Here is a 13,049-nt window from a genome sequence, read left to right as displayed (position 1 = left end):
GCCCTGGCCTTCCACGCCACCAATCTCGGCTCCGGCCTCCGCACCAAACTCGGCCTCGACACCCCACCCCCCACCCCAACCACCACCAGCACACCCACCGCTGACATCAAGACCAGCACACCCGACATCACCACCAGCCCGGCCAAACCCGGACCCGGCACCAAGTCCGCGGACACCAGCACCAGCAGCGCCAAGAAGACCACCGAACCCACTAGCGCCGCCGACACTCCCGACCACACCACCACCCGGCCCGGCCCGGACGGCCCGTCACCGTTCACCGCCCCCCCGCCGTCCACCACACCCCGCCCGTTCACCAACACCCCCACCCCCCTGCCACCCACCACACCCCTCAACCGACCCGACACCCTCGACCACCCGCCAACCACCACACCCATCACACCTGGCAGGCCCGGGGCACGTGAAACCACCCCCACGGCCGCGGACCACGACCACCCCAACCGAACCCCCACCACCGCACACGAGAACCGCCCGGCTCCCGCACCCACACCCCACCCCCGCACCTTCCGCTTCACCGAACCCGCCCCCGGCACCTGGACACCCACCCCACCCCGACCCACACCCACGACCACCACCGGGTCCGACCCCGCCACCAACATCCGGCCCGACGACGCACACAATGTTCCGGAACCCATGGCGGAGCTGGAGCAACAACCGCTGCTGACCGGACGGAAGGGTTTTGGTTCGCTCCTGGGCAACACTTCGCCGCTCACGGAGCCGACCCGGCACCCGGGTGACTCGGACGGTCTGGCCGCAGATGCCTACTCCACCCTGACCGGCGCCGTGCCCGCGCCGGCCGTGGAGACGAGCTCTGCCCCCGTAGACGCCGGCGCGGAACGTGAGCGGCTGGAGCGTACGTGGTCGTCCGCGCCACCACCTCCCGCGACCGTGGCGACGGCGTTCAACATCGTCCGGACCCACCAGGTGGTGGAAGGGTTCCACCCGGAGGACGAACCGGACTTCGCCTCGATGGGCCCCTCCCATCTGGCGGTGTACGCGGTCGCGCAGGAACTCGCGTCCGGCGACGGCGACCGGGAGGCGGCAGAAGCCCTGTCACGGCGGCTCGCGCAGGGGCAGCCGAGACCAGAACGGGGATTCCTCCCCGGCGGGACCAGGAGCGACTCCGAAACCCAGAACCCACCGGGCCGGAACACGGCAAGCGGTTCGGGAAGCGGCGATCGGACAACCCCCGCCCAACCGCCCGTGCCCCGCTCCACCGCCCCTCGGCCTATGCCGGCAATCCCCGCGATGCGGCAGGGCGCCGGACCCCACCCAGTCCAAGCCCCTTCCGTTCACGAGCCGCGACCCGTACCGCCTTTCCGGCCGGCTCCTGGGCGGTCCATGACCGCACCGCAGCCGACGGCAGTCCGCCGCCTTCCAGCGGTGCCCGGCCGACAGAACTCCGATCAGCCGAACCTGCCGGACGGGTCACAGGCCGCGACGCGCCCCCGGCCGACGCCGCCCGTCCCGGCCGCGCAGGTGCGCGCCGTGGAGGAAACGATCACGGTCGACGACCGCCCGTTCGAGCGGCTCCGTGTCGAACCGGACGGTGACTGCTTCTTCACCTCGGTGCTCGCCGGCGCCGCCCGCCAGCACACCGATTCCGACTTGCGGCATCTGGACGTGCGCCGGCTCCGAGACCGTGTCGCCGACTGGCTCGGCGGACCTGACGCACGTGCCCAGGAGATCCGCGACCAGCTCGACTCCGAGCTCACCCCGATCCAGATACTCGTCAACGATCTGCGCCTGGACCAGCTGGAGCAGATCACAGGCTTCTCCGCACCCAAGTTGTCCGAACAGGAAACGGAAAAGATCGAGCTCGGTCTCATGGCCGGCCAGTACACGGGAGAACTGCGCGGTCGGATCACGAACAGCGGGGACCGCGCCATCGTGGGAGACTTCGGAGCGAGTGTGGCCAAACATCTCCTGGACGACTTCACTCCCGACCGTTCGAAAATCGATCAGACCCGTCTTGGAAAACAAATCGAGTCCGCAAAGAGATCACACCTCCGTGAACATGTGATCCAGGTGCTGGAGGGAGACACCCCGACGGCCATCAAATACTACCGGAGGCTGCTTGACTACCATCAGGCGTTGCAAACTGAATTTTCGGATCTCCGTAACCTCAGGAGTCTTTCCACCAGCGACATCGTCAAGGCCGCCGTGCGGCGGACCGAGCTGTGGACCACCCCGTTCTACGACCGGGTTCCCGAGATCACAGCGGTCGCGCTCGACCTGAACATCCTTGTCCAAGACGTCGTGCCCACTCCGCTCAACCCGCGCGGGTCCCGACCCCTGTACGTGCACTACGACGGCGATTCACATTATTCGGCACTCAACCCCGTCGGCGGCCACGACCCATTGGTTCGTCCCCTCTCGGGAGCTTCCCTGCCGGACCTGTCGTCACTGCCGGATGGTGAACAGGCGCCCATGACCCAGTGGCGCGCGCCGGTCAAGCCCGTGCTGCAGCAGTTGGCGCACATTCTGCGGGAGAACGACGTGAGCGAGGCAGCCATCGCGCGCCTCAACGATCTGTCCCCTCAAGGGGTGGCACAGCTCAACGCGATGCTCACCCCCGCACGCCCCCGCGGCGCCGGCTCCGGGTCCGGCGTGCCGCAGCGCACGACGGCCGTCCCGGCGGCCCGTCCCCACCCGGACGGCCCGCCGCCCGCCCGGACCGAGGTGCACCTCCCAACCGGTGACAGCCGTGCCGACGCCGACGAGCGGCCGGCTGAACTCCCGCAAGCGCACCGACACACGAGTCGAGAGCATGTCGTGGGTCCGGTCCCGCTGACTTTCGACAGCCGGTCCGTCCGCTTGACAGCGTCACACGAACAACAGCTGGACACAGCCGCAGCGACAATCGCAGAGGCGGCCATCTTGAGCCATACGCTGGGGCTCGAAATGCCGACGGTGAGCATAGCCAGAGGCGGCCTCGAATCCGAGCTGTCCCGCTGGCGGTCCGCCGAGATCAAGCGATACCTGCGCATACGACTGACCACCACGCTCAACGACCTCCAGTCGGACTCGCTGTCCTATCGCCTGTCGGACGACGACATCGCCTTCGAAGAGGTCATCGACGCTGGGGAATCAAGCAATAAGCTGGACGTCACGGCGTATTTCCATCCGGAGCGATCACAGCAGCGGCAAGACGACATCCGGTCAGGCCCCGGCCAGGAAGCCCCGTCACGCAGCCGCAGGGCACGGCGGCAGGCCCTCCCGCCTGGGCACGGCCTGGCCGCGGCCGTACGCGCCATGACCGACCCCGGCGCAGGAGCCGGACCCGTCGCCGGCGACACCCGTACGCTCCGCGAGACACTGGCGGCTACGTGGCCAACCGCAGCACCGTCAGCGGAATCGCTGACGACGGCTCTCAACATCGTTCGTACCCACCAGACGGTGGAGGGCTTCCGTCCGCAGGAGCGACCCGACTTCGCCTCCATGGAAACTTCTCATGTCGCGGTGTACGCCGTCGCTCGGGAGTTGATGACAAGCGGCGGTCACCGGGCTGCGGCCGAAGCACTGTCACGGCAGCTCGCACAAGGGCAGCCAAAGCCGCGGCGGGCCTACCTGCCCGGCGGAGCCAGGGACTCGGTTCAAGCCCCACGAGACGCGAATACGACCGGCGGCTCGTCCAGCGGCAGCCAGTCGGTCCGCCCGCTTCCACCGCCCCCGCCCGCTTCCCAGCCGCCCCGCCCGACGCCAACGGCGCAGTCCTCTCAACCCGCGCCCGTCGCACCGCAGTCGCACACAAAAACCATTCGGCCGTGGCCGGAACCGTCCAGCAGCCGGGACACCGCACAGCCAGCCACACCCCACAGGCAACAGCCATCCGCTCTCCGACGCCTGCCGCAGCCGCCCGTCGTGACCACGCACGAACGCGACGTGCTGGACACCCGCTCGGTTAACGGCGTGCCATTCGAACGCTTGCGTGTCAATGCCGACGGCGACTGCTTCTTCACCTCCGTGCTGGTGAGTGCCGGGCTGCAGCACATGGACTCGGAGACGCGGCGTCTGGACGTGCGCGGTCTTCGTGCTCTGGTCGCCGACTGGTTCATGGGAAGCGATCCGGCCGCTTCAGCAGTGCGTGAACACATCGCGTCCGGTCCGAGCCCGGTCAGAACGCTGACGAACGACATCAGGTCGCTGCGCCGCCTCGAAGACATCATGGGTCAACTGGCGCAGCCGTTGTCGGGCGTTGAACTGGACGCCATTGACGAGGGCTTGAAGTCACCGATGTACAGCCGCGAACTGGCCAGGAGGTTCACTGAAAGCAACGACCGCGATATTGTAGGAGATTTCGGGCCCAACGTCGCCAGGCGTCTTCTCCCGGATTTCGTTCCGACCCCCTCCCAGGTCGATCGGGAGAGACTCATCGAACGGGCGCAGGCGGCACATCTCCGCGAACGGCTCGCCCAAGCGCTGGAAGAGGGCGGACCGCTCGGCGAGCGGTATTACGACCGGCTTCTGAAACATTCCGACAGGATGCGGGAAATATTCCCGACGCTGCGGAGCCTCCTTGACCTGACGAATGTCGAAGCAACCGCGGCCGCGGCACGGCAGGTTGAACTGTGGACCACGCCGTTCTACGACCGGATCCCGGAAATCACCGCCTTGGCACTCGGCATGAACATCGCCGCGGCACAGGAGGGACACACACATCATCTCAACCCGGGTGCGTCCCGTTCCTTGTACGTGTTCTACGACGGTCGCACCCACTACACGGCACTGAATCCGGTCGGTGATCCAGCCTCCGTGGTCCATAAGGCCCCCGACGCGGGCTCGGCACACGAAGGGTCGGACGCGACGCCCGACGATCATCCAGTGTCCGCGGCCCGTCCGCAGATCCGCCCCGAACTGCGGATCCTGGCAGGGATGCTGCGCCAGAACGAGGCTAGCGAGTCGCTCATCGCACGTCTCGACACTCTGTCCCCGGCCGCGACGGCACAGCTCAACACTATGTTGTCGCTGGGACGGCTGCACGGCGAAGACGTTGGCTCCGCGCTGAACGGGAGAGACCGCCGGGCCAAGTGGAACCGGTCCGAGGAGGATGAACAGGCACGTCAGATCGATGCCCTTGATCCTCGAGTGACGGGTTCGATGTTCCGCGCCTCCGAGTCCGCGCGGGAGCGCCGTGGCCAGGGCCGCCGTCAGACGGAAGCCACGTCGTCGGCCGGTGACGAAGCGACGACCCGCACCGGACTCCCTACCGGCGCTTCCCGGCGAACAGGCGTTGGGCGGGCGGATCGCGTCGCGTCTCCTCTGTCTGTTCCGGATCCGGTCACGCTGATGTTCGGTGTCAGTTCGACCGGGTTGTCGAGCGAACACGAAACGCTGTTGGCCGCGCTTGCGGTGCACATAGCGAGAGCCGCCCTCGTGAATCATCGGGCCGGCATGGAAATGCCAACGGTTGAGATCGCCAGAGGGAGGCTCGACTCGGAGCAGGCACGTTGGCGATTGTCCGAGGCCAGGCACTACCTGAAGATCAAAGTGCACCATGAACTCAACGATCAGCAGGCAGACTCGCCACCCAGTCAGCCGTCGATCGCCGGCATCACGTTCACGGAGACCGTCGGCACCTGGCAACCTGGTGAGCGCCTGGATGTCACTGTCCGCATCAATCCGCGGAGTGACCACAACCGGCCCACACAGCCCCAGCCGGGCCCGGATCCACAGCGTTCCGCACAAAATCTCGCCACCGAAGCGTACGAAACTCTCATGGGAAATTCCGGAACGAAGACCCAGCAGCGGTCCCCCATGACGACACCGCCCCCTCGACCGGCCGCGCGGCGCAACGAGATGCCCACCGTCCGCTCAGTGGACGGCACCACGTTCGAGCAGGTACTGGTCCCACAGAACAATAACGACTTCTTTGTCTCGGTACTGGAGAGCGGCGCCCGACAGCACGCGAACTCCGGGATGCACCGGTTGGGCCCCCGCGAACTTCGTCGTGATGCCGCCCTCTGGTTCTCCGGGAATTCCGCTGCGGCGGTGAAAATGCGGAAAACAATAGATGCGGGGCCGAGCGCGATCACGACGTTGGTGGACGACATCACGTCACTGGCGGAACTGGAGCAGATAACGGGGCGCACGGCACCTCAATTGTCGGAGCTCGAACAGATCGAAATCGAAACGGATCTACTGTCACGCCAGTACACCTCCGAACTGGTAGAAAGAATATCGCACCCCAATGATCAGGAGATCGTCCGAAAATTCGGCGCACACGCAGCCAGCCGTATTCTCCATGATTTCACGGCGGACCGCTCGCGGATTGATCAGGCTGTACGCCAGCGACACATCCAGCAGGTTCAGGCCGCGCACCTTCGCGAGCACATCGTCAAAGAAATGAAACGAAACAGCAAAGCAGGCAAGAGTTACTACAACAAGCTACTCGACCTCAAACCCGAGCTGAAGGAAATTTTCCCGACCCTCGCCGGGCTGCGCAGCCTGGCGACCAGTAAAGTCGTCGAACTCGCCCTGCTACGAAGAGGCCTGCGCCATACACTATTCTTCGATCGGGTTCCTGAGATCACCGCGGCGGCAATGGGCATGAACATCGTCAGCGTGACGGGGGACCGCCCGCTGGAGCTTGGCCCGGGCTCCCCTCAGCGGCTGTATGTGTACCGCGACGGCACGTCCTATTCCGCACTGAATCCGGTCAACGGCCGCACAGCACCGACCGACGCGAACCAGGGCGCGTCGGCGCCGCCGCGCCCGACGCGGCATGACAAGCCGATCGCGTCGGACCTGCGATTGCTCAAAAATGTACTGCGCGCGCACGGGGCCAGTGACCAACTCATCACGAGTGTCAACGACCTTTCCCTTCTCGGGGCCAAGCGGCTCGCCATGATGATCCGCACGCCTCGCCGCGATCCGTCGACCATGCGCCGACCCCTTGCCGCGAACGTGCAGCACCTCATGGCCGACGCAGCACGCGAGGACGACCGATCACCTGAGCGCCCGACCACGGTCGAGAGTACGACGGATTCGGAACAGGCACCTCCCGGTATTCCGCTGCCCGCTGGTGACGACTGGGATACCGTGCGCAGCAGGGCGGTCGTGATACCGCATACCCACTCGTTCGCGTATCCGATGTCCAATATCGTGGTGAGGTCGGCCTTCGACGTCCGGCACTTCGTTTTTCGCGGCCGTCCGGTCGCTGACCTGACAATAAGAATCGGTTTCATCACCGAAGGCGCCGTGATGCCCGACCATATATCAGCCGTTGAGGAACGCGCCCGCCAGGCAGTCGAGGAGCTGTACAACCTTCCGCAGTACCAGCTGCCCAGCGGGGAAATCCTCCACGTCACCTTGGAATTCACCATCAGCGATGACGCACATACCATTGTGACGCTGACCCGCGATTGGTCGCCTCCCAACCAGAGGCGCTGGCCGGTCCAAGCCAAGGGAATTGTTTACGCCCACGAACTCGGCCATCAACTGGGGCTGCGGGACGAGTACGCCAGCCCTGAGTATCCGCATTTCAGCGGTGTGCGCGGGAGTCTGATGGGCGCGACACATGCGAAAGAGGAGCACGGCCTGCCGCAAAGCGGCATGCGCGGCCGCTATCTGCAACTGCTGGGCACCCTGGTGAGCGAGGACGGTTACCGGAGGGAATATCAGCGCGCGGCGGACGCGCAACGCGGGCGCGAAGCCGTCCCGGCCGGCCCGGAATTCTCGCAGGCCGCGCTGGACGACACCGCAATCGTCGACTGGTGGCTGAAGGACGGCGCCCGGACCGACACAATCCGTTCCACCGCGCTCCGCGCAGTCACCACTACCCTCGGCAGTTGGGCCGCGGGAGCGCGGCGGACACCCTCGGACTCCGACGCCAACCGCCGGGCGCTGACCGCCGTTCAGCAGGCAATCCGCCACTGGCAGAAGTCGGACGAGGCAAGAGGCCCACAGGCGACCGCCGTCAACCGACTGGACGCACATGTGACCGCTCATCTGCTGCGGATCGCTCTTGACCGGTCGAGAGTGGCCGAACGAGCTGCCCGGGAGCACCGGCGGGCACAAGAACGGGTGGCAGTGGCAGCCGCGCCGCACTGGCTTTCCCCGGACTTGGCGCCCTACGTGCGACGCCCCCTTGCGGACGAGGTGGCACCCGGTGTGAACGCGCCGCTCCACCACTCGCTGCTGGCCCAACGCAATGCACAGCACGGACTGACCGATGAGGCCGTTCGGGCATTCGACGACGTCGACGCCGATCGACTGCGAGCACGGCTCGCTGCCGCGAACGAAGGGCCCGGACCGGCTGGCTCGGCCGTCCCGACGGTTCTGCCCGGCACAGAAATGTCCGTGCACCATCGGAAGAACGACCCGTGGGCGCCTTCGCAGATCCACGCGTTGAAGAATGCGTCGGACAGGATCAAGGCAGCGGGATTCATGATTCCGCATCTTGACGTCCATCTACTGCCCAGCCGACCGGGTCCTCCCGCAGAGAACACGGCATCCGGAGCGGACACGTCCGGCCTCCTGGGCGGCGCCGTGGAATATTTCGCCCCCGGAGCGCTGGTGATCGACCCGCAGTTTCCGGGCGGCCCGCCGCACCAGGCCGATCTCGTTCGCGAACTGGGACGCGCGCTGCATCACCAGTGGGCGGGGCCGAATTATCATGAACTTGGATTCGCCCAATTCAACGGTTCCTCGTTTCAGGGCGGCGCGCTGATTCACAACAGGCGATTGGCGGCCACGGTCAGCCGACGGGCTGCGGCAGGCCCCCGGGATTTCGTCGCCGAGGTGTTCACCGGCCTCGTGTACGGCCGCCGCTTCAGCGACGCCGTACTCGATCTCTACACAGCGCTCGGCGGCGCTTTCCCCGCGGCGGGCCGACCGCAGCCGCTGCCGTCGCGCGACGAGCCGCGCCCCCCGAGGTGACAGCGCCGTTCCCCGAACAACGCTCACCTGCCCCCGCGGCCCGTCCCGGGAGCAGGCATGATGTACAGCAGTAACGGGGCGCCGCTCCGGGCGCCGGCGTCGCGGGACGTGCCGGGGCCGCGGCGCCGCGGGAATCGTCCGGCCGAGAAGGGAATCCGGCACCGTGCGTCTCCACCTGCTGGCGCTGCTCGTCGCCGGCCCTGCCCATGGCTATGAGCTGAAGCAGGCGCTGGAGAGGCTGCTGGGCTCCGCCTACCCGCATCCGAATGTCGGGCAGATCTATGTGACGCTCGGCAGGCTGGAACAGGCCGGGCTGATCGAGGGGCGGCTGGTGAGCCAGTCCGACCGTCCGGACAAGCGGATCTACAGCATCACCGCCGCCGGGCGGGAGGCGGTGGACGCCTGGTACGAGACGCCGTCGGACGCGCCCCGGGTGCGCGACGACTTCTTCATGAAGCTGGCACTGGCCCACCGTACCGGCCGCCCGGACGAGGTCGGGCTGATCAACAAGCAGCGGCGGCACTACCTCAACCTGATGCGGGCGCTGTCCCGGATGGACGGCGAGGAGGACGCCGAGGGCGGTCCGATCGCCCGGCTGCTCATCGAGGGCGCGACGCTGCACCTCCAGGCCGACCTGGACTGGCTGGAGCGCTGCCAGGAGGAGCTGGAGCAGAGCGAGGACGGCCGCTCCGCGCAGTGACCCGGCCCCGCCGGGAAGCCGTCAGTAGCGCAGCCGCCCCTCCCGCCGCCGCACCGCCCGCCGCGCGGGTATCACCGATGCCGCGGTGGCGATCGACACGGCCGCGCCCGCGACCAGCAGCAGCGCGGCCCACCACGGCGGCCGGGCGACGCCCGCGCCCATGCCGACGGCGTCGGCCTGGAGGTCGATGAGCCGGCAGGCGGTCGGCACGCCGAGGGCGATGCCCGTGCCGGCGGCGCAGAGGGTGATCAGGGCCGTGGTCGTCGCGACCGCGGCGACGCTCTGCCGCGGGGTCAGCCCGACGGTGCGGTACGCCCACAGGTCGCGGGAGTGCTCGCGCACCGAGACGGCGACGGCGGTGGACAGTTCGCCGAGTCCGATCAGCGCGAGGACCGCGATCGCGCCGAGGACGACGCCGCGTCCCGCGGCGAGCCCGCCCGTGGGGTCGGCGACCGTGCGGACCTCGAACGCCGCGGCGCCCGGGGCGGTGAGCGCCGCGCGGACGGCCGCGGGCCGGGCGCCGGACCGCAGCACCAGGCTGTAGAAGTCGGGGGTCACGGTGGCGTCCTGCCGGCGCAGCGCGTCGTAGGACATGGAGACCACCCGGCCGCTGTGCCGGGCCTCGATGTTCCGCCCGACGATGTGCACGATGTGCGGGGTGCCGCCGACGGTGAGCCGTACCCACTGGCCGACATGGGCGTGCAGGGCGTCCAGCAGGCCCTGCCCCGCGACCGCTTCGTCGGGGCCGGCCGGCGCCCGGCCGTCGGCGATCACGAAGGGGTACGGGTGCGCGGCGGTGCCGACGCCGCGCAGGACGACGGTGGCCGTCTGTCCCGGCGCCAGGGCGGGGAGTTCGACGGTCGGGTGCGCGACAGCGATCCCGGGCTGCCGGGCGAGCGCGCGGCGGGCGGCGGGGTCGGAGAGGTGGACGGGACGCGCGGTGAGCCGTTCGGCGAGCCCCGCCGCCGCCGGGTCGCTCCCGAGTCTGCCGACGGTTGCCCAGGCGCCGAGCGCGAGGGTGATCATGAACAGCGGCAGGGCCAGCCGCGCCACCGCGGCGGCCGAGCGGCGCGGCCGCCGGACGGCCCCGCGCCAGCCGAGGACCAGTGCGGGCGGCACCCGCATCCCGAGCGCCGCACCGGCCGCGCGCGGCAGCAGGCCGCGGCCGGCCGCGGCCGCCTGCCGTACTGCCGGTACTGGGGGAATGCGGCCCGCCCGCCAGGAGGCCAGCACGGTGGCCGCGGCGAAGACCAGGACGGTCACCGTCGCGGTGACCGGCACCGCCCAGGCGTGTTCCGGCAGGGTGCGCCACAGGGCCATGGCCTGCCCGAGCCTGCCGGGGACGCGCGTGCCGAGCAGCTCGGTGGCGGCGGTCCCGGCCAGGACGCCCGCCGTGGCCAGGGCCGCGTGCTGGATCAGGAACATGCGGACGATCTGCGCGGGGGTGAAGCCGACGACCTTCAGCACCGAGATGTCCTGGACGTGGGCCAGCACCCTGGAGCCGACGCCGCCGGTGACCGCGACCGCCGCCGCGAGCAGCGCGCCGAGGCCGAACAGGCCCAGGATCAGGCCGAGCATGTGGTTGTCGCCCTCGGCCTCCGCCCTGGTCTCCCGCCAGGTGGAGACGCTGACGACCCGTTCCGGGCCGACCAGCGCCACCGCCCGCTGGACGGTGAAGTCGGCGTCGGCCGGGTCGGCCAGCCGCAGGCCCACGGTCTGACCCGTACGCCCGCCGGCCCGGCCGAGTTCGGCGACCAGGGCGGGGTTCGCCCAGCCGATGCCCGGGGCGCCGCCGGTGCCGAACCCCGGTTCGGCGGTCTCGGCCACGCCGACGACGTGCAGCGAGCGGGAGCGGCCCGCCACGGTGACGCGCAGGGTGTCGCCGGTGGCGGCCCAGAGCGCCGCGGCGACCGTCTTCTCCAGCACGACGGCGTCGGTCTGCCGTCCGTCGAGCCACTGGCCGCCGACGAGTTGGGGGCGGGCCGCCTTCGGCGGTACGGGCCCGGTGGCGCGCAGCCCGAGGGTCGCCTGGTCCGCGCCGTGCCGGACGGTGGCCAGCACCGTGCGGAAGGGGCCGGAGACGGCCGTGACCCCGTCGAGTCCGGCGAGCGCGCCGGTGTCCGCGACGGCGTCCGTGCGCAGCCACACATGGGCGCCCCGGGTGGTGGCGAAGGCCCGTTCCCAGGGGTTGGCCGCGTAGACGAGCAGCGCCACCGACAGCAGCAGGGCCATGGTGATGCCGGCCGTGGCGCAGACGATCGACAGCGCCTGGCCGCGATGGGTGCGCAGATCGGCCAGTGCCCAGCGGCTCGTCGCCCTCATCCCGTCAGTCCTGGAGTCTGAGGACTTCGGCGGCCGTGCGAGGGCCCGCCGACGCCGCGTCGAGGGTGAGGTCGTCGGCGATCCGGCCGTCGAAGAGGCTGATCACCCGGTCGGCGGCGGTGGCGATCCGGGCGTCGTGCGTCACGAGCAGGACGGTTTGTCCGGCCGCGTGGTAGCGGGTGAGCAGCCGGAGCACTTCCCGCGTTCCCCTGCTGTCCAGGCTGCCGGTGGGCTCGTCGGCGAGCAGCAGGCCGGGCCGGTTGACCAGGGCGCGGGCCAGCGCGACGCGCTGCTGCTCACCGCCGGAGAGGTCGCCGGGAGTGCTGTCCTCCCGGCCGCCGAGGGCGAGTTCGTCCATCAGACGGCGGCGGTCGGCGTGGACCTGCCGGGCGGGGCGGCCGGCCAGCAGTCCGGGCAGGTCGATGTTGTCGGCGACGGTGAGGGTGGAGACGAGGTTGAAGAACTGGAAGACGATGCCGATGTGCCGTCTGCGCAGCACGGCCCAGCGTGCCTCGCTCAGCCCGTCGACCCGTCGGCCGTCCAGCACGATGCGGCCCGCGTCCGGTTTCTCCAGGCCGCCGAGCAGGTGCAGCAAGGTGGACTTGCCCGCGCCGGAAGGTCCGGTGACCGCGACGAACTCACCGGCCCTCACCCGCAGGTCGACGCCGCGCACGGCGTGCACCTCGCCGCCGTCCGAGCGGTGCGTCTTGACCAGGCCCCGTACGTCGAGCATGAGGGGCGCGGTCGGCGGCCGTTCGACCTGTGTCATGCCGTGCCTCCCGGATCGTCTCGGATCGTCTCGGCCCGATGCCGGGGCGCACCGCGGCGCGGCGTCCCCGTCGTCATCCCTTGATACGGACCGGGAGACGGTACGGATCAGTCGTCGGGGGCAGGCACACCAACTTTCTGCGCGCACGTAAATACACGTTAAGTACGGCGGATGTCGACAGTCGCCCGCTGCCGTCTTCGACCTGGGCAAACAGGCTCGCACAGAGCGTCTTTCACGCAGCCCATTGACATGAGACCGTCGCTCATACTTAACATGTATGCATAACGAGGGAGCACGCCGCACTCGCCCGTCCGAGTCGCGTACCGGCGCATCGACCCGAATCAGCACAGCTTTCAGCGC

5 protein-coding genes are annotated in these 13,049 nt (G+C 69.1%); 2 read left to right on the top strand and 3 right to left on the bottom strand.

Annotated elements, in window-relative coordinates:
• Nucleotides 1-194 (bottom strand): hypothetical protein (locus tag BM076_RS37090; RefSeq protein ID WP_218160113.1); only part of this gene is annotated, 194 nt, incomplete at its 3' end.
• A 1,312-nt stretch (nucleotides 195-1,506) separates the two neighbouring features.
• On the opposite strand from BM076_RS37090, the gene BM076_RS24040 reads away from it, so the two are divergent.
• Both BM076_RS24040 and BM076_RS24035 read left to right on the top strand, forming a co-directional pair.
• Nucleotides 1,507-8,898: a hypothetical protein gene (locus BM076_RS24040; protein ID WP_093715761.1), complete on the top strand. Its 7,392-nt coding sequence runs from the start codon at nucleotides 1,507-1,509 to the stop codon at nucleotides 8,896-8,898.
• Between the two features lie 163 nt (nucleotides 8,899-9,061).
• Nucleotides 9,062-9,598: a PadR family transcriptional regulator gene (locus BM076_RS24035; RefSeq protein ID WP_093715760.1), complete on the top strand. Its 537-nt coding sequence runs from the start codon at nucleotides 9,062-9,064 to the stop codon at nucleotides 9,596-9,598.
• A gap of 21 nt (nucleotides 9,599-9,619) precedes the next feature.
• On the opposite strand, the gene BM076_RS24030 is transcribed toward BM076_RS24035, so the two are convergent.
• Both BM076_RS24030 and BM076_RS24025 read right to left on the bottom strand, forming a co-directional pair.
• A complete protein-coding gene (locus BM076_RS24030; RefSeq protein ID WP_093715759.1) occupies nucleotides 9,620-11,920 on the bottom strand; it encodes an ABC transporter permease in 2,301 nt (766 codons plus the stop codon).
• Nucleotides 11,921-11,924: 4 nt separating this feature from the next.
• Nucleotides 11,925-12,689, bottom strand: a complete 765-nt coding sequence (locus tag BM076_RS24025) for an ABC transporter ATP-binding protein (RefSeq protein ID WP_093715758.1) — start codon at nucleotides 12,687-12,689, stop codon at nucleotides 11,925-11,927.
• Nucleotides 12,690-13,049: the final 360 nt, after the last annotated feature.

Source organism: Actinacidiphila alni, from assembly GCF_900112845.1.
GTDB lineage: Bacteria > Actinomycetota > Actinomycetes > Streptomycetales > Streptomycetaceae > Actinacidiphila > Actinacidiphila alni.
The sequence above is the reverse complement of the archived record's forward strand: the minus strand, read 5'-3'. Positions and strand labels throughout refer to the sequence as shown.

Bases quoted from the DNA above. Each gene is read 5' to 3' on its own strand.
- BM076_RS24025 (WP_093715758.1), bottom strand. From the start codon at position 12,689: ATGACACAGGTCGAACGGCCGCCGACCGCGCCCCTCATGCTCGACGTA.
- BM076_RS24030 (WP_093715759.1), bottom strand. From the start codon at position 11,920: ATGAGGGCGACGAGCCGCTGGGCACTGGCCGATCTGCGCACCCATCGC.